Annotated in this window: 16 protein-coding genes and 2 pseudogenes; 2 read left to right on the forward strand and 16 right to left on the reverse strand. The window is 45.4% G+C overall.

Annotated elements, in window-relative coordinates; translation table 11 throughout:
* The first annotated feature begins 671 nt into the window (after positions 1 to 671).
* Positions 672 to 1847, forward strand: coding sequence for a threonine/serine exporter family protein (locus AB4493_RS19215; protein WP_372155621.1), 1176 nt, complete (start codon positions 672 to 674; stop codon positions 1845 to 1847).
* 312 nt (positions 1848 to 2159) lie between these two features.
* Here the strand turns inward: AB4493_RS19215 and AB4493_RS19220 are convergent, their stop codons facing one another.
* The 16 genes and pseudogenes from AB4493_RS19220 to AB4493_RS19295 form a co-directional block, all read right to left on the reverse strand.
* Entirely contained in the window at positions 2160 to 3143 is a 984-nt protein-coding gene (locus tag AB4493_RS19220; protein WP_065584640.1) for a GTP-binding protein, read from the reverse strand.
* Positions 3144 to 3235: 92 nt separating this feature from the next.
* Positions 3236 to 4912 (reverse strand): amidohydrolase family protein, encoded by a 1677-nt coding sequence (locus AB4493_RS19225; protein ID WP_017062008.1) that lies wholly within the window; start codon positions 4910 to 4912, stop codon positions 3236 to 3238.
* A gap of 109 nt (positions 4913 to 5021) precedes the next feature.
* Positions 5022 to 5657: a hypothetical protein gene (locus AB4493_RS19230; protein WP_136974460.1), complete on the reverse strand. Its 636-nt coding sequence runs from the start codon at positions 5655 to 5657 to the stop codon at positions 5022 to 5024.
* Positions 5617 to 5739: pseudogene (locus AB4493_RS19235) on the reverse strand (carboxylesterase family protein); the annotation flags it as partial. The pseudogene AB4493_RS19235 and the gene AB4493_RS19230, both read right to left, overlap by 41 nt.
* Positions 5740 to 5783: 44 nt before the next feature.
* Positions 5784 to 6059, reverse strand: a complete 276-nt coding sequence (locus tag AB4493_RS19240) for a hypothetical protein (RefSeq protein ID WP_240798933.1) — start codon at positions 6057 to 6059, stop codon at positions 5784 to 5786.
* 377 nt (positions 6060 to 6436) lie between these two features.
* A pseudogene (tnpC, locus tag AB4493_RS19245) lies at positions 6437 to 7395 on the reverse strand (IS66 family transposase); the annotation flags it as partial.
* A complete protein-coding gene (yegS, locus tag AB4493_RS19250) occupies positions 7296 to 8036 on the reverse strand; it encodes a lipid kinase YegS (protein WP_372155622.1) in 741 nt (246 codons plus the stop codon). The gene yegS and the pseudogene tnpC, both read right to left, overlap by 100 nt.
* Positions 8037 to 8055: 19 nt before the next feature.
* Positions 8056 to 8961: a LysR family transcriptional regulator gene (locus tag AB4493_RS19255; RefSeq protein WP_017059228.1), complete on the reverse strand. Its 906-nt coding sequence runs from the start codon at positions 8959 to 8961 to the stop codon at positions 8056 to 8058.
* A gap of 78 nt (positions 8962 to 9039) precedes the next feature.
* A complete protein-coding gene (locus AB4493_RS19260) occupies positions 9040 to 10422 on the reverse strand; it encodes a BatD family protein (RefSeq protein WP_372155623.1) in 1383 nt (460 codons plus the stop codon).
* A complete protein-coding gene (locus AB4493_RS19265) occupies positions 10419 to 12125 on the reverse strand; it encodes a VWA domain-containing protein (RefSeq protein ID WP_372112944.1) in 1707 nt (568 codons plus the stop codon). The genes AB4493_RS19260 and AB4493_RS19265 overlap by 4 nt, the downstream gene beginning before the upstream one ends.
* Positions 12118 to 13197, reverse strand: a complete 1080-nt coding sequence (locus AB4493_RS19270) for a VWA domain-containing protein (protein WP_050621573.1) — start codon at positions 13195 to 13197, stop codon at positions 12118 to 12120. The genes AB4493_RS19265 and AB4493_RS19270 overlap by 8 nt, the downstream gene beginning before the upstream one ends.
* Positions 13190 to 13732 carry a DUF4381 domain-containing protein gene (locus tag AB4493_RS19275; protein ID WP_372155624.1) on the reverse strand — a complete coding sequence of 181 codons (543 nt, stop codon included), beginning with the start codon at positions 13730 to 13732 and terminating at the stop codon, positions 13190 to 13192. Before AB4493_RS19275 ends, AB4493_RS19270 begins: the two co-directional genes overlap by 8 nt.
* Positions 13733 to 14695: a DUF58 domain-containing protein gene (locus AB4493_RS19280; RefSeq protein WP_017066900.1), complete on the reverse strand. Its 963-nt coding sequence runs from the start codon at positions 14693 to 14695 to the stop codon at positions 13733 to 13735.
* Positions 14696 to 14707: 12 nt separating this feature from the next.
* Positions 14708 to 15691, reverse strand: coding sequence for a MoxR family ATPase (locus tag AB4493_RS19285; RefSeq protein WP_017060007.1), 984 nt, complete (start codon positions 15689 to 15691; stop codon positions 14708 to 14710).
* Positions 15692 to 15821: 130 nt separating this feature from the next.
* Complete coding sequence (locus tag AB4493_RS19290) at positions 15822 to 18230, reverse strand: tetratricopeptide repeat protein (RefSeq protein WP_372155625.1); 2409 nt, start codon at positions 18228 to 18230, stop codon at positions 15822 to 15824.
* A 192-nt stretch (positions 18231 to 18422) separates the two neighbouring features.
* Positions 18423 to 19970, reverse strand: a complete 1548-nt coding sequence (locus AB4493_RS19295) for an arylsulfatase (protein ID WP_372155626.1) — start codon at positions 19968 to 19970, stop codon at positions 18423 to 18425.
* A 346-nt stretch (positions 19971 to 20316) separates the two neighbouring features.
* Here AB4493_RS19295 and AB4493_RS19300 point away from each other — a divergent pair, with 346 nt between their 5' ends.
* Positions 20317 to 21879 (forward strand): arylsulfatase, encoded by a 1563-nt coding sequence (locus AB4493_RS19300; RefSeq protein ID WP_017064704.1) that lies wholly within the window; start codon positions 20317 to 20319, stop codon positions 21877 to 21879.
* The last annotated feature ends 141 nt before the right edge of the window (positions 21880 to 22020 follow it).

Genomic DNA, 22020 nt, shown 5'->3' on the forward strand with positions numbered 1-22020 from the left:
CGCGATGAACCTTTTTTTTAGCCCAACTTTCTGCTCTTAAACCTTATCGACTGTATCCGCCCCATGAACCCACGGGACGATATTGTTAATACGTGAGCGCCGCAATCACACTGTTAGCGCTAAGGAACCTTTGAAACCGTCATCAAAGCTCACTCATAATAAGCTATTATTTACAGTAGATTTCGGTTAATTTTCCAAAGGCCATTATGAAAAACAAACTGAGTTTAGCAATTCAAGCATACTGCAACTGGATTGATTCAAACATTATTGAAATTGCTTATGTCGGTTCCATTCTAGTTGTGATTCTAACGCTCATCATCAATCTTATTTAGGCTTCCATTTCCTAAATATTAGTTTCCTTTACTCATTACCGAGCTTTTCTAAAAGCCTCAGAGTTAAATCAATCACCTCATGGATTTGGAGTTTTACGCCTTCAAATAGCTGCGTGAGCGGATCTATTTTTGAGGTTGCAGCTTCAACAATGACTGATTTACCTCAACGATAAACTGATAACCTCTCATTCAATGAATCCTATCTTTTTAACCATTGCCTTGTTCGTTTGTAGGGGCCCGTCCTCTATACACGACTATTGGTTACGCTTGAATGAGGATACTATTGAATTAGAATGCCCCTCAAACATATATCGCCTTGGTTATTGAGAAACAAACAGAATGAAACAAACAAATCATATCGAACAATGCCAGCAAGAAATTTTGAGCTTTTCGGACCGATTACATCAATCTGGTTGTGCGCCTTACTCGGTAGCTCAATACACTCAAGCTTATGCAAAACGCCAGAACATTGATGTCTCTATTGATGTGACCCCGACAAAAGTCATCACTATTTTTGAGCAACCCACGCAAAAAGTCGTGATGGAAAACAAAAAACCACCCTCGGTTAACTTACGTGATTTAGTCGCAACGCTTAAAGGGTTTTCGACTCATTCCCATTACGAAGGTTCAGAAACCTACTCGAATCGTACCTTGTGCTTTGCCAATTTATTGCTTCCGCCATGTTATTTAATGTTAGTTGGCAGTACTTATCTGGCGGTCGGTTTATCCATTATTCTGGGCGCTATAGCCTGGCTAGCACAAATTTTCCTGACTGGGCCAAGAAGCATTCTTGTCGAGTTCTTTGTCGCCTTAGTAGCCAGTTTTTTAACCGGTATGATAGCGGCACAGGTTCCCGGCTTACCAACATTGGCACTGTGCATTTCTTCCATTGTCCTTTTTATTCCTGGGTTAACCGTCACCAACGGCTTAGCCAGTCTTGCTCTCAATGACTTTCGGTCAGGTATCGAACTGCTTGCACAAAGCACACTCATAGTAATGAAAATATTCATCGGCATTGTTATGGGGTTAGGCTTAGCCAACATAATCAATCAACCATTATCGGTACCGGTATTTATTGATGAAATCCCATTCGTTCTTCATGTCACCGCACTGATCGGGATTTCTGTCGCTATTGGCCTTATTTTCAACGCAAGTATGACAGAAATTCTCTTAGGCCTTCCTGTCGCGGCAATTGGCATGTGGGGGCCACATTGGTTTACTTCCGATTGGGTTGTAGGTACATGGGTAAGCACAATACTCATTACGCTTTACGGGTTGGGGATGGGAAAATTGCGTCACGTTCCACCACTCATATACATTATTCAAGGGATCATCATTCTTGTCCCCGGTAGTCGAATCATTGTCGGAGCAAGTGAGTCCTTCTTTGCGACCTCCATTTTACCCATTCCGAATATTGGTCTGTCCGCCTTGCTGATGTTTGGCGCGATTATGGCGGGACAAATCATGGTTTATTCTATATTTAGTCGTCATTTTGATTCCATCATTGAGGACTAACCATCGAGCTAACAATCGCTGATCAACACGCCCCAATAACCCACGATTGAGTCTTTATCTGCTTTTTGACGTTAACCGATTCTGAGAAGGTACTGATGAACAGAGTCTCGAAAATCGATAAGACTATTTTGTTTCAGATGGCGAGGGGAATGAGCAATATGGATTTGGAAAAACCGAATAGAATCGAAATTAGCCAATAATTCAATAAGATAAGGATGCTTAGGATGAGTCAATGCAAAGTAGGCAGAGGTAAGCTAGGTATAGGCAAGCGCTAGGTTGATAGGCTTGCCATCTACTCCATTTCCGTTCTAACTACGCCACCAGTGCGTTCAGTTTTTTACGCATACTCTCTTTATCAAGGCCACCTTTAGGTCCAATGAAGACTAACCGTGACGAACGAGATTCATCATCTTCCCATGCATCTCCAACCGTCACATTGGCTCGCTGGCCCGTGCACTGAAATACACAGCGATGATCAGGACGATCGGTTAAATTTAAAATACCTTTCATGCGATAAGCATCAATTGAAAACTGTTGCAGTAGAGGATACAAACTTTGTAGATTAAGCGGTTGATCAGTTTCAAAGCTGAATGTTTCGAAATCATGGTTCACGTGATGACAGTGCTCATCATGACAATCATGGTGCTGGCATTCCTTTTGATCAGCCGCTATTTTGTTAGTGACAAAGCGCGTACTTTCAGGGGCATCAAATAAGATAGGTAAATCCACTTCGCCGAATGAAATATCAATCAATTTAGCAAACGGAGCTTGTACTCGGCACCATGCTTTGACTTGCTCTAGTTTATCAGCATCGACTAGGTCAACTTTATTAACCAGAACAATGTCAGCCACTTGAATTTGCTGCTTCGACAACGTCTCCATTGGGCCTTCTAGCCCTAAAATGTTTTCCGCATCGATCGTCGTCACGATTGCATTTAAAGGTGCGTGTGCTTGCAGTTCCGGATCTTCAAATTGAAGTGCCACTTCTTTGGGTTCTGCGATACCTGAAGTTTCAACAATAATATGGTCTGGGCGTTCCTCTAATGCGAGTAAACGCATTACCGAAACGACTAGTCCTTCTGCAAGGTTACAACAGATACAGCCATTCTCTAGGCTGATCATATTTTCACTTTCAGATTTAACTAACTCCGCATCAACATTGATTGATCCAAAATCATTGACGATCACAGCCATGCGCATTCCATTTGCATTGGTTAATATATGGTTTAGTAGGGTCGTTTTCCCTGCTCCTAAAAATCCGGCTAAAATTGTTACTGGAATAGGCTTCTTGCTCATAGCATGCTCTCTTTCGATTTTCGTTGTCTATATTTACTCGGTAAGCAATAAAAAAGGTTGAGCTAATGCCCAACCTTTTAAGTCAGGATAACTTAGCCAGTAACTTTGTTGCGAACCGCTTCACCTGGGTTTGAATCTAACAACATTTCACCAGCTTCAATGATAGGTGTCCCGTTTACAAGTACGTATTTCATGCCTGTAGAAAGGGCATTTGGTTTATCAAATGTTGCAACGGCCTTTACTTCATCAAGTTTGAAAATAGCTAAATCAGCATCTTTACCTACTTGAATACGACCTTTATTTGCCATTTGTGGCACAGCATCCTCAAGAATACGACATGCGTTTAAGCTAGTTCTTTCCATCGCTTCTACTAGTGTTACCGCTTTGTATTCCTCGACATATTTTTCAATAAAACGAGAGAAACAAGCAAGTGAGCGAGGGTGAGCTATTGCGTTGCTTGGAAGTGGCCATACATCACCTTCAATTAATACGCCTTTATCATCCATCCAAGGCATTGCATCTGAAGCGATAGCTGCACCTGGGAACAATACTGAACGGTCCATTTTAGCGCGATCTTCTTTGTTCTCATCGGGTTTTAAGAAGTGCATGACAACCACGGTACCGGGCGCTGATGCTTGTAGTTCAGTGACTTTTTCTTGGTTTAGTGCTTTACCATTCGCTTCCATGTAGCTAGCGCTTGGTACACCCCAACGTTGTAACCAATCGTCACCACGGAAAACTTCTGCGCCAATAACGGAAGAGCCAGCACCATAAGGATAAGCTTCAGTAGTAACGGCTAAACCTTGATCAATGGCGGATTGAACTAAATCGGCACAATCTTCGATATCTTGTACTGACGTGCTGTTGAGGTGACAAATGTGCATGTGTGCACCCGTTGTCGCCGACAGGCTAATGAGTTCTTGGTATGCTTCAAAGCTTGATTGTGGCTCTGCGCTGTTTAGGTAACGAACGTGAGTGTAGGTTGGTACTTCATAGCGTTTTGCTAGTTTAGCAAGATCATAGTACTCTTTGTGGCCATAACCTGGTGCGTAACCCGCGTTAATACCAATGCCTAAGCCCCCCTCTTTAAGACCTTGCTCAACCGAGCCCAGAATTTGTTTTAATTCATCTGGGGTTGCTAGGGTATTTTGCCAATTGTTTTTAGAAAAAGCTTTCTGGAACCAAACAATCGTACCATCAGGAGCTGGCATCGTAGGTTCTTTTGCTTGAATACGAGCGTAAGTCCATGCTACAGAAGCGCCGTAATTAATCGGGCGACCTTCAGCAGCAGTAATATCGTAGTACGTTCCGATTGGGAATAGACCAGATTCCATCTCAAGAGCGGTGGTTACGCCATCGAATGCTTGAGCACGGGCAGCAGGAAGTTGTTGTCCGTGAGCGTGCATATCGATAAAGCCAGGTGCAACCACGAGACCTTCAGCATCGATGATTGTTTTGCCTTGCAGCTTTTTGTCTGAGATTGCAGCAATACGCTTACCTTTAATACCGACGTGACGAATTGCGTCGAGTCCAGTTTCAGGATCAACAACACGGCCATTTTCGATAACGATATCAAATGGCCCTTTCTCGTTAGGCATCAGTTTGATGTTTTGGCCAACCAGTTTTTCAGGGGCTGCATGTAAAACAGAGGCAAAAGGCAGTGCCGCAGCCCCAACCGCTAACTTAGTCAAAGTCGAACGTTTATCTGTATCGACACCATCAAGTAATACTTGCGTAGCGTCCAATTCATTTGGGTCGTAATTTTTCATATTGATACCTGTTATGTTTGTTGTAAAAGAATATTAGTTCATGATTGCTATGAAAACTATGCTGCATGTAGAAAAATCAATCGATTGACTAACACCCACCTTTCCATCATTAGAATCCACTGCCAACCGTTATATAAAACGCGCTGTCAACGTCACTAAAAGCGAGGTCTACCCCCATGTGTAACCCATATCGGCAAGCTATCTGATAGCGAAATCCAGCACCATACGCATCGACACTTTCATCGTCTGACAGACTGCCCTCTACTGTCGCTTTACCCAGGCCATAAAACGCAGAAACGGTCCAACGATTATCAATCGCATTATCGTATTCCGCGACAACACCCAGCCCAGAGGTCACCGAGCTTTCGCCCATAAAATATTGAATAACGCCATTGATAGCGTTATTCACATCTTCATTACTGGTCTCAAACTCTACCGAGCTCTGGCCAATAATATGTTTCACACCCAGCATCAATGGTGTGTTTGCCACTCGAAACTGGAGCTGCTGAAGCGCAGCGACTCCCGAGTTTTTTGTGCCGAATTGAATCGTTTTGTTGTACGACGCACCTATACTGAACTCTTTGAAAATATCGAGGTTCGCCTTTCCAGCGCCAACGCCACCCGTATATCGAATGGTATCTTTTAGCCACGACGGTATCACCGTTAATGTCGGTATCAGAACCTGCGCCATATTCAAAGTCCCCACCATGAATAAAGACATACACGGGTAATGACTCTGAACCATTGATCTCCGAAGGACGCCAAATATTAAGATTCAAGCAATCTTCAGATTGCTCTTGCTGGGTTATTTTAAGCTGTGGGCACACGGCGCCAAATTGTGTCGCATCTATAGCGCTATCAGCATTGTGTTCTAATTGACGGAGTGACTGTGCTGAAAACGTTGTTGATCGGCGTAAGTGATTCCTTTAAACGCTTCAATGGATACGCGTTGCTCGTCACCTGCTAAGGTATTGATCACAACAGACTCTCTATTTGCGAAAAGAGTCGCGTCCCCGATGGATACTGAAACCTGCTCTGTTGGTAATGTCTGAAGCGGTTCTGGCTTAATAGGACGTGAGCTGGTTTCATCACTACCCCACGCAGAAAGAGCAACAGTGATAGCGATAACCAGATGCGTTAAATTCATGGTTGTACCCATAAATGTGTTCGGCCATCTGACCTGATATTGGTATCATCAAACCTGAGAATCCCTATGCTCAGCCATGCTCATTTCTGGAGTATTTGAAGTATTTTTTCTTTATGGTGCGATATTAATTCACTCTTTAAATTTGAATAAATCGCTTATGCAGGACGTGATCCTACATATATTCACTACCGTGAGTGGATGTCGCTTTTTATTTATCACAAAGACTTCTTGTTGTACCTTCTTTGGCTGACTATCTAGGGTTGATAAAATTTCAACGGGTTCTTGAAACAGCTCTATAGGGGGTTGCTGTGACTCTCCTTCTGAAGCTTCAAACTCATCAAAGAACCCAAATATGTTATTAGAGTCCGATGGCATAGTTAGCACCAAACGTAAGTTTCGAGGCCAAAGCCAATATTGTTGAGGTCTGTTTTGACTTGACCCGAAGAGGTCCAAGGTAGAAGTGCGTCGATATCAGGCTCTGCTTTCGCGAGCTCTTTCATGCACTTGACCATGTAGTCTTAGAGGATAAGACCGTTGGCTTTTGCAGTCTCGACGATACTGTAAAGCATCGCGCTCGCCTCAGCACCGTTTGTGTGTTGGAGAATAGCCAATTTTCCCTGCCAATAACCAGCGGTTTAATTGCGCGTTCAGCGCGATTATTATCGATAGATAAGTGACCATCGTCGATATAACGAATGAGTTTAGGCCATTGCCCGAGCTAGTACTTTATTGCTTTGCCTAGTGGGCTAGAGCCTATCACCTTCTGGGTTGTCATCCATTGGTAAAGCTCATCCAGTATCGGCTTGGCATACGCTTAACGCTCTGCTTTGCGTTCTTCGGCAGGCGCACCTTTTAAGCGTGATTCTATCCCGTAGAGCTTTTGGGGTTTAGCCAGCACTTTATCAGCCTTGCCCGATTTACCTTCCCCTTGAAGCTTCTTCGCGTCCATGAACTTGCGTTAAGCACCCCACATTAGTGACGTGATGCAGACCATGATAAGCCGTGTAGCCATCGGTTTGTAGATAACCGTTGTAGTCACCTAAAAAGTCCACGGGGCACACCCTCGCGCGACTGTTTTGATAGTCGTACAAGGCGATTTTTTCACATTCGGCAGTGCCGCTTCGGGCGAGTCAGCGCCTGAGCAGTAAAGCCACATATAACACTGCTTCTCTTCTTTGAGCACATTGAGCGGCGTTTCATCCGCCTGAACCACCACTTGTTGAAGTAGGTTCTCCTTCAAGGCCACATACAGCGGGGCGAACTTCTCGCTGACTTGGATAACCCACCTTGCCATGGTGGCGCGTGATAGCTCGATACCCGACTGGGTAAACAGCGATCATCAATCAATGCATTGGGTGCTAACTCTTGTCCTCCACCCGCTAAGCGACCATTACAAAAAGCACCCACAAGGATCTCGCCGGTAAAGCTGCCTTTGTCTATGGGCAACGTGCCACTGTAGGGCTTAAAGCCAAGTGCTTTCACCACACCTGTTAGTGTATACGCACCGCCACCGAGAAAATCTTTAAGCTCGACTGGCGTTTCAGCTGTGACTTCAGCACCAAAACCCGCCGCAGCGACATTCATAAAATAGCGGTCATTCGCACGCACGCTATCCACCGCAAACGCCTTGCCTTCCAGCGCTAGTTCAAAAGCACCCGAAATATCGTTAGGTATTCCCGTTGCGGTAGCAAAATCATTCGCAGTGCCCATTGGGACAAGCGCCAGTTGTGGTCTTTCACTGGCACGGAACAGGTTGAGCGCGTTAACGGCTTCATTCACCGTTCCATCGCCACCGACAACAATCAGACGCTTAACACCATCGCATATTGCCTCGCTTACCAAACGAAACATGTCCGACGATTCCCAAGTCACTCTAACTTGCAGGTCAATATCATTGTCCCTCGCCGCAAAGATGGCTTGCCTTAATTCCGGGATATTGGCTTTCTTTCCGTTTAAAATCACGCGAATGCTGTCCATGGCTATGTCCTTGTATAGGCTAACTTGATAACTCTTTTGCTGCCGCTTTGATCTTAGCTCGTAACCACTTATGGCTTGGTTCATTAGTACGGCTTGGATGCCAAATCATACACATATCGAGGTCTTCCAACTCGAAGGGCAATGGCAGTGTTTTTACCGCGTACTTTTCAGCAAAACAATGCACTGATGAAATAGGCATTACTCCGATGTACTCAGAGCCTTCGATAACAGGAAGCATCTCTACAACGCCCGCTGCGCGATACACGATTCTACGTTTCTCAAGGTCACTATAGTGCTCAGAGCTTAATAAGCTTTTGCGCGCATGCCACCTAGAGACCACCACATGCTCGAGTGCTAAGAACTGTTCCATATCGATGGTATCGCCAACCGTAGGATGATCACTACTACACACCACCACCAGCTCTTCTGTAGAAATCACCTCGTGCTTAAGCATGGTTCTTCCTTTAGGCGTCATATCAACAATCACGTCGTGTCTTTGCAGCCTTAAATCAGACTCATAGTCTTCGGTAAACAGAGGATGAACCTCTAACGCGATACCTGGTGCGACTTGGCTGATTAACCGCATGACTTTTGGCATCATTTCGTAGCTCGCCGCCGAGACGCAGGCAATGGAAAACACGCGGCCTGAGGTTTTAGGATCGAAGTCTCTTGATGCGGATAAGGTAGAAGTAAAGTTTTTAAGTGCAGCGGCCATTGCAGGATAGATATCAATAGCGAATGTGGTTGGCTCTACGCCTGATGTGGTGCGATGAAACAGTGGCTCATCATAGATATCTCTCAACCTTGCAAGTGCTTTACTCACTGCTGGTTGGCTTATATCCATGCGATTAGCAGCTCTAGATAAGTTCTGCTCTTCATAGATAGCAACAAATATAGGAATTAGATTTAGTTCGGTACTTTTCATACAGTTCCATATTAAAGAAGCAGGTTCCCCATAGTAGAGAACCTGCCGATTATGTTCGATGCGAATAACTAAAGTTTGCTACTTAGTTCTATCTTTTAAGTTTGGCAAGGCTTTAGGGATTTTCAAGCGAGCGGCAATTGAACGAGATTGACTCTGGCTTGATTTCTCGTTGGGCAAGTTACGTAACCCTTTCCATAAACGAGTGAATACGTTTTTATCTTCACATCCTTGTTGAAGGGCTTCGCTATCCTCTAGCCAACGCTTTTGCCCATTTGATTTACCATTTTTCGCTTTATCATGTTGCGCTTTATTCAGTTCTAACTGAGAGGTTTCGTTTCGCAATTGACGGTAGATAAAGGTTCTTAATGCAGCCCAATTACCTTGCTTGAGTAAACGACGTAATACCAACCAACTTGGTATTGGACGATTTGCGTAGTAACGCTTAACGGAAATAATCAACGCAATGCAGACTAATAACGCCAAACCAACAGTAATAAACACCGACATGTAGGCTTTGATGAAAGATTGGACTGTGTGTTTGGCTTCAAACACTTCTCCTTTTATCACCACGTTTTCAAGGCGTTGATTTTTGCTGTCCCACCACTGAAATGAAAACTCTGGCAGCGTAAACTCACCACCCTGCTGAATCACATATACAGTCTGTTCAACTCGGCTTGAGCGATAATCACCACGTTCTTGAGTGTCATCCAAACGGTTGGGCTGTGGGTAAGCTTGGAACTGCTTAGTGGACTTATTGGTTAGCACATCTGGCAGCAACACAGAAAAGCTGTCTTTTGCCTTAATCGTGATAGTTCGAGTAATAGCATCGCCAACTTTTAGCTCTTCACTTGAGCGTTGCCATTGCTGCTCTATATCTACTTCTGTCGCAGAAAACCAAGGCGTTTCATTATCGAGTAAACCTGAAGGCAACGAAGCTTCAAACTTAATCGGCTGCGTGTAAAGCGTACCGCCCACGTTTGAACCATCAGGAGCAGAAACTTGGATACGAACCGGTACGGTTGGAATAACAAACTCACCGGAAGTCATCGGATAAAGCGTCACTTCCCAACGCTGACGTGACCATGTAGTACCACCGACTCTTTCTGTGTAGTTCGTCGCGAGTTGGTTACGCTGCTTAGCGATAACGTTAGGGATTTCGATACTGCCGATTCGAGTGCCGCCCGTTAACCAGCGCGGTGTCGCCACCTCAATGTTCAGAATGACCTGCTCATTTACGCTGACTTTGCCCGGCGTTATTTTGTAGCCTGACTTGGGTTTCTCGCCAATCCAAGCGATAAGCTCAACGTCACCACTTTTTTGCAGATCGAAGATATCGGCAGCAGAAGCAACAGCAGGAAAAAACCAACTCAACATAAGAGTCATCGACAACAACCACGTGCGGGCTGTGAATCGCGCTCGCTTTGATTGAATCGCTTCAAGAGCTAAATCATATCGACTCATTGCGTTTGCTCCTGTTTTGACGCTTGTTCGATGGAAGGCGCAGGATCTCTTAACTGAATTTGGAATTTGGATTTCAAGAAGAACTTAGGATCGGCTTCTACTCGCTTTAACCACTTGTCGGCAAGCTCTTGGCTGCCCAAAATCTCATTCGCGTTAAGTGTTTCCTTAAGCATCAATTCCGCTACCGTTTCTTCTTCAGCGCCATCACCCGTTCGCGGCTGATCGTCTTCGAGTTCTAAAGATTCTTCAGGGCCATCTGTGGTTCCAGACTGGCTTTCACTGGTTCGGTTTACCTCTTCGACAATTCCACTAAGCACAGCAAGATTGTTCTCCACATCCGTTCTTAGTTCTGGTGACAGATCCTCTTTCTCACTTAATGATTTCAAGAGGTCTCGTGCGGCAAGGTATTCACGCTGCCTAGCTAACGCACTCGCTGCATTGTACAAACCAAGGTCAGTTTTGGTTTGCAAAAACGCACTGTGAGCGAGCTTAAAATCACGAGCATAGTAATAAGCCGCGCCCTTTCGCATTGGGTCAGTAAAATGTTTGGCAGCTTGAAGATATTCTTTCTGATTCAACAGGCGTTGACCTTGCTGATCGGGCGTTAACCATAAGTCCCACCACCATTGAGCTGTTTTGTCCCAAGTAGTAACCGACTCCACCACAACTGGTTTCTCAGCGGTTAAGTTGACTGTTTTCGCCAAAGTGTCTGGTGAATACATGCTGCTTGTGATCATCAAACCAACGACACACCACTGCACCAACCACCCTTTTCTGAACCATAGCAACATAATGAAAGCCATTGGAATAAGCAGTCCATAGCCCATGTCTTTCCAAGGCATTGAAGATTCGCCGTTGAGCTGCATGTTTCTTTCAACCGCTCTGTTCAGTTGTTGGATATCCGAATCATCAACGGTCACTTCAATCACTCGTCCACCCGTCTTACTCGCTAAGTTACGCAGTGAATCTAGGTCGACAGGGTTATCGCTCACCACATCGCTATTTCCGGCAGCCAAAATCAGCAGCTGATATGGGTTTTCGTTAAAGAAAGTTTCAAAAGCTCGTGTGGTACTTGGATTCACACCATCTGATACCAACAACACTGACGAACCTAACTCACCAGACAATTGCTGATTGATGAGCGGCAACGCTTCCTCTGCTGACTTACCTGAAACAGGCATGATATCGGGTGTGATAGCCGCTAGAAACGGTTCAAACACCTTGCTGTCTTGCGTGACGGGCATCGCCACGTGTGCGCTGCCTGCATAAACCACTAAGCCCGTATTACCGCCTTTGCGAGCTGCCAATAAGTCTCTAATTTTCTGCTTAGATCGTTCCAAGCGACTTGGAGGCAAATCTTTAGCAAGCATAGATTCACTATTATCAAGCACAACCAACATCGACGCTTTGTCTTCACCAAAAGGCGAAGCCTCACGCTGCCATGTTGGGCCAGAACAGATAATGATGGCGATAGTCACAATCACCACCAATAGCTTCAACGGCAGTTGCTTGCGCCAGCCTGTTTCGCCAATCGTCAATGCATCACGTAAATGTGTAGGTAAAATGTCTTTCCACGTTGGTTTGGTCTCTTCTCTCCAACGAACCCATAACAGGAAGAACATCGGAATAAAGGCCAACAACCACAAAGGTCGGATAAAATGAAACTGGGTAAAGAACTGTTGTATCGTGAGAGAATCAGGCATCACTCTCTCCTTTCAAATTCTTAGCCGAAGAAGCGAGCAGCGATCTTCGGCGTATCGTTGCTAAGCTGAATGCGGTCAAATACATCACTACAACAATCGCCATCAAATAGTGGTGCAGCCCCTGTTTAGGGCGATAAGTGGTACTTTCATATAACTGAGGTTCAAGCTCACCAATCTGAGCATAGGCTTTGGTCAGTTCGTCGCGGTTAAGTGCTTCAAAGGCTTCGCCACCTGACTCTTGAGCGACACGCTTGATGGTTTCCATATCCAGAGCAACCTCTCCAACGGTTTGCGGATCGCCCATCGCAATAACGTGAATTCGAACGCCTTTAGCCTTGGCGACTTTTGCGGCATCGATAGGCTCAACAAAACTTCCTGTATCATTACCGTCTGTTAATACGATCACGACTTTCTCTTTTTCGTTGGTGTCGACGTTTGAATCTTGAACGGCAGCACTTTGCTTTTCACTTTGTTCAAACACCTTGATCGCCAAGCCAATTGCATCGCCCAAGTGCGTACTTTGCCCTGCCATCGCGACATCGGTTTGATTAAGCAGTTCAAGCCATACATCTTGGTCCGCGGTAAATGGAGTTTGTACAAACGCTGCATCACCAAACAAGATCAAACCGAGTCGGTCACCTTTTCTGGTTTTCGCAAAATCAGCCAGCACCTCTTTGGTCGCATCTAAACGAGAGATTTTATCGCCTTGTTTAGAAGTGAAATCTTGCTCCGCCATTGAGCCAGACAAATCGACCACCACCATCACATCACGACCCAATTGTTCGCGAACCTGTGGCTCACCAAGAATGGTTGGTTTCGCTAACGCACACACGACCAATACCCAAGTAATAATGAGCGTGGTTCGTTGCCACCAGCTTGGAGTTAACTGGCTTGCACCTTCTGACGGTGCTTCCCCAATCGCTTCTACCAATTCTCGAAAAAATGGCACCTTAATCGCCATTTGCTTAGTTCGATAAGCTGGCACCGCAAAGTAGACCAACAACGGTAAAGGCAGCGCAATAAACCACAGCGGATGCGCAAATTCAAAACTGGCAGATAAAACATCAAACATTGTCTTGCCCCTCAACCGTTACCTGTACATTCGGCTTGTGAAGTTTTAGCCACATCATCGCGGTTTGAATTACCTCTAAACGCTGTTCAAAGCTCAAACGCGCATTAGAGTCAATTAGGCTTTGCATCCATAATTCCGAAACTTCATCGGCAAAGAACGCATTGCTGTTTTCACTTGTGTTAGCGCTACCAGGCAGATAAGCGTTTAGACGGTTTACATAGGCTTGTCCAAACAGCTTTGCATTACTACTGTCTAGGTAACGAAGTACCACTTTCAGTACTTTGAAGGTTCGTTCTGTTGAATTTTTGTCTCGTGCATCCAATACCATGAGCTCTTGAAGCGCTTCTTTGCGATAACGGTTATTCCACCATTTCTGCGCTAAACGATAAGCCAGATAGATAGCGACCAATAACAGAATAACGCCAAGGATCTTCCACCCGATCGTTTGAGGAGCCCAACTCACACTGTCAGGAATCGCTACATCGTGTAGTTCGCGGAGGATATAAGTACTTGGGGGAGTATGTTCAACAGCCATTTAGCGCCCTCCCACTAGCTTCTGCAGCTGTGATATGTGATTGCCCGACGTGTCTAATTCTATATAAGGGAGGTTTTTCATCGCCATCAATTTAGCAAGGGACAGTTTCTGAAGTGCCGCTTTTTGGGCAAGGCTTTCACTTGCGAGGTTAACCTTAGATTGGCTATCCAGATTAAGTTGAAAGCGACCATCACCCACCACCCAGTTTGCGCTTGCCAGATCTTGAGGCAATGACTGTTCTAATGAATCGGTGACCATAATGGCCAAGATATCGTTGTGTTGCTGTAACTGCTTTAGTCGATCGAGATGTTGTTCTCGGCAGTCTCGCCAGTCACTAATGAATATCAAGGTTGATTGCTTGAGTCTCATTCGTTTGATCAGTTCAATCCACTGGCTAAAACCAACATTATCGCCATCACTTACATTGACGCCTAAGCTTTGATTGGCTTTGGTAAGATGTTTTAGCTGAGCCAACAAATCAGATTGAGAACGTTGAGCTTTGGTATGAAACAGTTTTTGGTGCGAGGCCAAAACGAAGCCGACACGATCACCATCTTTCAGCACTCGCCATCCACACAATGCCGCCACTTCGGCAGCCACAACAGATTTCATGGTGTTTTGAGACGCAAAGAACATCGAACTGCGCTGATCGACACAGATCATCACATTACGGTCTTTCTCTTCGGTATAGCTACGAACATGAGGCTTACCCGTTCGCATCGTAACTTTCCAATCGAGATTACGGATATCATCACCCAATTGGTAATGACGTAATTCTTCGAAGTTCAAACCACGACCACGGAACAAAGAGTTATGTCTGCCCGAAAGTACGCTGCCCGCTTTTAAATGAGGTAACAGTGAAAACGACTCAGCTTGAGCCTGAATTCGCACTAACCTTGAATAATCACAATACAGTCGTGGATCAAGGCCTTGCGATTTGGGAGCTTGTGTTGGCTTCGCCATGACGCCCCCTAGTTATCCAATCTCAACATTATCGAGCAGTTCTTCAACCACTCTTTGATGGTCAACACCATCGGCCAATGCGTCGTAAGACAACGAGAATCGGTGACCTAATACGGTTGGTAACATGGCACGCACATCGTCCAACGTGACATGGTCACGTCCTTGCAACCATGCATAAGCGCGAGCACATTTATCCAACGCGATGGAAGCACGCGGACTTGAACCAATCTCAATCCATTTAGACAAGTTTGATTCTGGGTAACGCTCTGGCTTACGAGTTGCCATCACCAAGGCCACAATGTAGTTCTCAACTAAATCAGAAACGGCAATGTCTGGAAGTTGGCGCCGAGCTTCAAGTACCAACTCAGGTTCAATATGTTGTGGCGTGACTAATTCTGAACTGGTCTCGCTACCGAGTTCCTCACTGCGCACAAGTCGAATGATGTCGCGTTCAGCTTCATCTTCTGGATAGTCGACTGTCACTTTCATAATGAAACGGTCCATTTGTGCTTCAGGCAGTGGATACGTACCTTCTTGCTCAACTGGGTTTTGTGTGGCTAGCACCATGAACAAATCTGGCAGGATGTGAGTTTGACCACCCACCGTAATCGTCCCTTCCGCCATCGCTTCAAGCAGAGCAGCCTGTACTTTTGCAGGCGCGCGGTTCACTTCATCGGCTAATACAATGCTGTTGAAAATAGGACCCGGTTGGAAATGCAACTGAGGCTTTCCATCAAGCTCTTGATACACCTCCGTGCCCGTCACATCAGATGGCAGCAGGTCTGGCGTAAATTGAATTCGACCAAAACTGGTGTTCAGTAGATTCGCCAGCGATTTTACTGAGCGAGTTTTCGCTGTACCGGGAAGTCCCTCTAAAAGCACATGGCCATTAGTCAATAACCCTATCACCAGAGCCCGAACGACGTGGCTCTGACCGATAACACTTTTCTCTGTTTGTTCAATCAGTTGGTTTATTGCTTGTTGCGCATGGTTCATAGGTCTTCCCTTAATTCAATCTGGCTGCGTACATCCTACTCACAAGCTCCATAACTATTAGTTATAAACGCGATAATTGGTTACAAGCGGAATAAGCAGCAAGCTCGATAGCCAAGCTCACCTCATCGCTTTATTTAAACCTAGCTTTCAATTGGTTAATGGCTTCCGGCGGTGCCACTTTGCTCAATGATGAAATACATTGCTCAAACGCCTTTGGTACGCCCGGTATATGACTGTTTCGCGCCAACACTTCACACTGGGCATACAGGTGCTGTGGGTTGCGGCTAAATTGGTAAGCCTTATGCAGTGATTGACTTGCCGCAAGCACATCCGATTTTTCCAAAGCCAATCCGTACACATACCAATATTGAGGGTCGGTTTGCGCAGTTTCAGCGGCTTGTTTAAGGTAGTCCGTTGCTTGTTCGTAATCTTTCACACGAAGCAGAGACAATCCTGTGCTGTATGGCAAAACACTCGATTTAGGCTGAGCTTCAATACCTTGCTTCAAGGTCGACAACGCTTTTGCCTCGTTACCTTGCGCTCGATACAAATCCGCTAAATTGGCGTAGCTGTTTTCGAAATAAGGCTCAATCTCGATAGCGCCTAGATAAAACTCAATCGCTTTGTCGTGCTGGCCTAAATCTCGGTAAACGTTGCCTAGGTTAGTACGTCCAAATCCTCTGTCGGCATTAAATTGCTGTATTTCAATGTACTCTTCTAATGCAGGCTTGATTTGGTCTTTCTGCAGAGGGTTCATTTCTCCCCAATAACGCACTAATGCGCCTGCGGTTTCTGAACGAATCGACAATACAGGGTCTTTCAGTAGCGGCTCTAGAATTTGCCAACGGTCAGTGAATGGGAAACCAGACGAGCCTTGTACCACACCCAAACGGATCATTTCATCATCATGTTTCACCGCTCTTGCCAGCGAAATAAGCGTATTCTTACCCGTATTACCGCCCAAACGTTCTAAGCTCGATGCACGAATGATATTGCTTAAGCTAGAGTCCTGAGCCGAGTATGCCAACGCATCCTCTGCACCTCTGTGCCCTATCGAGTCAGCATAAAAGGCAACGGCAAAGTGCTGCTGATTACGATACTTAGAATCTGGGAACCACTCACCGATTTGCTTATCTGCCCACTGGTCGGTTTGATCTGCATGACAGCTAGTGCACACGTTCGGCGTTTTAATGTGTTGGCTAATATCAGGACGTGGGATATGCCAACTGTGGTCACGCCTTGGGTCGACCTCCATGTAAGTCGTCTCTGGCATGTGACAAGTCGTGCATTGTGAAGCTTCAGTATTCGCTTCGTGGAATGTGTGCTTTTCAGGCGTGTATTCTGATGCAATATGACATTGGCTACACACGGCTTCTTCCGCAATTTTTAGTTCAGCGGTATGAGGATCGTGGCAGTTAGTACATGTGACGCCTTTTTCAGCCATCACGGATTGAAGGAAAGATCCGTAAACGTAATCTTCATCGTAGATTTGACCATCGTTGTGGTAAAGCTCTGGGGTAATCAAGCTCAAGCGATACTTATCAAAGAAAGACCCGTTAACGTGATCACCCGTTTCATTTAACTGAGTACGACGGCTGTGGCATTGAGCACAGGTTTGAACTTGATTGGTATGGATGATGTCTTTTGGTTGCAGGGTTGAATTACCCTCTTGATAGATCCACTCTTTGACCGACTTCGACAAGTCGCGGTCAAAACCATAATGCGCCGAGACTGGAGCATCCTTTCCACCGTTAGCTTTTGCTAGCTGAGCCTTTTCAACGTGCTCACTCGCAGGGCCATGACACGCTTCACAACCGACATTAATCTCAGACCAAGTAGTGTTGTAGGTATTACTCGCGCTGTCGTAGTTTTTCTCTAGGTTCGTTGAATGGCAATCAGCACACATGAAGTTCCAGTTTTGACCGCTATTGGTCCAGTAGAATTCATCGGTGTTGGTGGTATCAGGATAGAGGTGAAACCAGCGTTGACCGCCTTCGCCCTCAGTGCGAGAATCCCAAGCGAAAGGAATCAACTGTACACGGCCGTCTTCAAATTCAACCATGTATTGTTGTAGTGGTTCAAAGGCAAAGGTATAGCTGATTTTGTAATCTTTAAAGTGGCCGTCTTGCCCTTCAATATTGACCCAGAACTCTTCGCCCTTGCGGAAAAATCGGTTGGGTTTTCCGTCATGAGTGACCGTTTGATCGTTGAAATCACCTAATACAGATTCGTCTGTAGCGTGCTTCATCGCCATATCATGATGAGAGCCCTCCCACGCTTCGACTTCTGCACTATGACAATCAACACATGCTTCCGAACCGACATAGCTGGCTTTAGAACCGATAGGTAAAGCGTCAGAGCTAACGGGTGACGCTACAGAGTTGGCCTTTGAAATATCAGAGTTGATATTAGGATCTTGCTCGTTGGCATAGGCGTTCAGACTGAACAGCGACAACATCAGTGAAGACAAGATTGCGGATAATACTGCGACTCGCTGGTGTTTCAATCCGTTTACCAGTGAGCACAACCATGCAGACATAACATTCCTTGTTTTTATACATCCTTATGCTTAATAAGGTAGACGTAAAAACAACGAATTTACAATTATTTAGTGGCAATGAGCTCGATTGTTGTGATTCGTATTCACGACCGGGATTTACTCATCGATATGCGCATAAAAAAAGAGCTCCTAAGAGCTCTTCAATCTGTTCAGTTTCACTCAAACAATCACTTACTTGTTATGAGATTCCTGCAGTTTTTCCATTACCTGATCCAAGCTAAAGCTCGCAGATTTTTGACGTGGCGGATATTCAGCAAAGGTTTCTAGGAACTTGCCCACATACGCTTGTGCTGGAACGAACATATAAGCATGGTCTAACAACCAGTCGTAATATGTGTTCGATGTAATGTCTGCGTTTTCGTATGGGTCCATACGCAGGTTAAACAGCTTAGGAAGACGTAACGTCACGAACGGTTCAGCCCAAATTTGCATGGTACCCGTTGCACGCTGCTCCATGAACACCGCTTTCCATTGGTTGTAACGAAGCGCCGCTAAATCACCATCATCGGTAAAGTAGAAGATCTCCGAACGACGGCCTTTCTCTTCTTCACCCGTTAGGTAAGGAAGGAAGTTGTAACCATCTAAGTGAACCTTAAACGTTTTATCACCGGCAGTATGACCTTTGAGTAGTTTCTCTTTGATTTGGTCATCACCAGCGGCGGCAACGAAGGTTGGCATCCAGTCCATATGGTGCATGATTTCGTTAGATACGGTTCCTGGTTCAATCTTACCAGGCCAACGAACCATTGCTGGTACACGGTATGCGCCTTCCCAGTTGGTGTTTTTCTCACCACGGAACGGGGTTGTACCCGCATCAGGCCAAGAGTTCATGTGAGGGCCGTTATCCGTTGAGTAGAAAACAATCGTGTTGTCTTTGATACCCAACTCATCCACTTGCTTCAATAGTTGCCCAACGTGTCGATCGTGCTCAACCATACCATCAGCGTAGTTACCGACACCGGTTACGCCTTTACTGTCGGCTTTCACGTGCGTTCTAAAGTGCATACGTGTCGCGTTCCACCACACGAAGAATGGTTTGTCCGCTTTCACTGCGCGATCCATAAAATCAAGTGCCGCGTCTAGTGTTTCTTCATCAACCGTTTCCATACGCTTACGCGTCAGTGGACCGGTATCTTCAATCTTGCCATCAGCGAATGACTTAATGACACCACGAGGGCCAAATTTCTTACGAAACTCAGGATCGGTTGGGTAATCTTCATTCTCTGGTTCTTCTTCAGCATTTAGGTGGTAAAGGTTGCCAAAAAATTCGTCAAACCCGTGTGCTGTTGGAAGGAATTCATCTTTATCGCCAAGGTGGTTTTTACCAAATTGACCTGTCATGTAACCCATAGGTTTCAGCATTTCTGCGATTGTCGCGTCTTCTGCTTGTAAGCCAATGTCTGCGCCCGGCAAACCTACTTTACTCAAACCCGTTCGTAATACACTTTGTCCCGTGATAAAGGTAGAGCGACCCGCAGTACAAGATTGCTCTGCGTAATAGTCCGTAAACATCATCCCTTCTTTCGCGATGCTATCAATATTCGGGGTTTTGTAACCCATGAGACCGAAGGTGTATGCACTCACATTGGATTGACCAATATCGTCCCCCCAAATAACCAATATATTTGGCTTTTCAGCCGCAAAAGTGGCGCTGGACGCGGCCATCATCGCTGTACCCAAAATCGCTAATCGACGTTTAGCGCCATATTTCGCTGTCATAGAAACCTCTTCGTAAGTTATTTGCATCCTGCCCTACAACGTATAGTCCATTTTTTACACATGCGTGAGATTCCCTAAGCTATTAATCTTTTTGTCATTTTTATTGAGATACGGATACAGAAATCATCGATAAGGTTTACGCCAACAAACATGATAAGGATCACACATACAAACTAAGGCTTTATTCTACGTACCCACTGGAGCTGATATTAATCAATAGGTTACCTAAGCATCATAACGATTGGTTATAAGCACTATAAAAGGACGTAACGGAATTTTGAGAATAACATTTGCTCATCGATGCGTTGTTCTAACGCATTAATCTTAAAAGTGAATCGGAGTCCTTATGGGTACTAAAATTAATAAACTAGCATTAGGTGTTGGCTTATTAGCAGCTTCTTCAGCGGCAACAGCAGCGGAAAAACCGAATATTCTTGCTATCTGGGGTGATGACATTGGTGTTTTCAACATCAGTGCATACAACAACGGTATGATGGGTTACGAAACGCCAAACATTGACCGTATTGCGAATGAAGGCGCACTATTTACTGACCACTACGGTCAACAATCGTGTACTGCTGGTCGTGCTGCATTCCTAACCGGTCAAGAACCTTTCCGTACTGGTCTATTGACTATCGGTATGCCAGGTTCGGACCACGGTATCCCTGATTGGGCTCCAACGATTGCAGACCTTCTAAAAGAACAGGGCTACATGACCGCTCAGTTTGGTAAGAATCATATGGGTGACCAAGACAAACACCTTCCAACGAACCACGGCTTTGACCAGTTCTTCGGTAACCTATACCACTTAAATGCAGAAGAAGAGCCTGAAACATATTACTACCCTAAAGACCCAGAGTTCCGTAAGAACTACGGCCCTCGTGGTGTAATCAAGTCTACTGCTGACGGTAAGATTGAAGATACTGGCCCAATGACGCGTAAGCGTATGGAGCATGCGGATGAAGAGTTCCTAGAAGAATCTCTAGCATTCATGGAAAAAGCGGTAAAAGCTGACAAACCATTCTTCATCTGGCACAACACCACTCGTATGCACGTGTGGACTCGCCTACAAGAGAAATACCAAGGTAAGTCAGGTATCAGTATTTATGCTGATGGTATGTTAGAGCATGATGACCATGTTGGTGTGCTTCTAGACAAGCTGGATGAACTAAAAATCGCTGACAACACTATCGTAATTTACTCTACCGATAACGGTGCTGAAACGGTTTCTTGGCCTGATGGCGGCGCAACTTACTTCCACGGTGAGAAAGGTACAACTTACGAAGGTGGTATGCGTGTGCCTCAGTTAGTTCGCTGGCCTGGGACTATCAAACCTGGAACTAAAATCAACGATATCATGGGCCACCAAGACTGGATTCCTACTCTACTAGCAGCCGCTGGTGATGATAAAGTGGTTGAGAAGCTAGCATCTGACAAAGGTGCAACTTACAACGGTAAAAACTGGCGCGTACACCTAGATGGTTACAACTTCCTGCCTTACTTCCAAGGTAAAGAAGAGAAAGGCCCTCGTGACAGCATGCTTTACTTCTCTGCTAACGCTGAGCTAAACGCAGTACGTTGGAATGACTTCAAGATTTCGTTTGCTGTGATGGATGGTAACATTGTGGATGCAGTTCGTTTCCAACCAAACTGGCCTCAAGTTGTTCACCTACGTGCTGACCCATTCGAGAAAGCACCGCACGAGTCTGGTATGTACCTACGCTGGATGGCAGACAACATGTGGTTATTCGTTCCAGTAGGAAATCAGGTTCAAGAGTTTATGACGACGCTACCAGATTACCCTATGCAGAATAGCCAAGTACTGAACCCAGGTAACTTCAACCAGAATGCATACATGCTTCAAGGTAAACTTAAGCAACTAGAAGCAGCCGCAGCACAAGCTAAATAAGCTACTCTAGATTAAAAATGTAATAACGAAGCCGTGGTGACTGAATGCAGTGACCGCGGCTTTTTAGTATCCAATACAAATAACATAAGACGCGAACCGCCAACTAGTACAATTCACACCCAACCTCAGGGCGGGATCGCA

Origin of the sequence: Vibrio sp. 10N.222.55.A1 (genome assembly GCF_041473835.1) — a bacterium.
Taxonomy (GTDB): domain Bacteria; phylum Pseudomonadota; class Gammaproteobacteria; order Enterobacterales; family Vibrionaceae; genus Vibrio; species Vibrio crassostreae_C.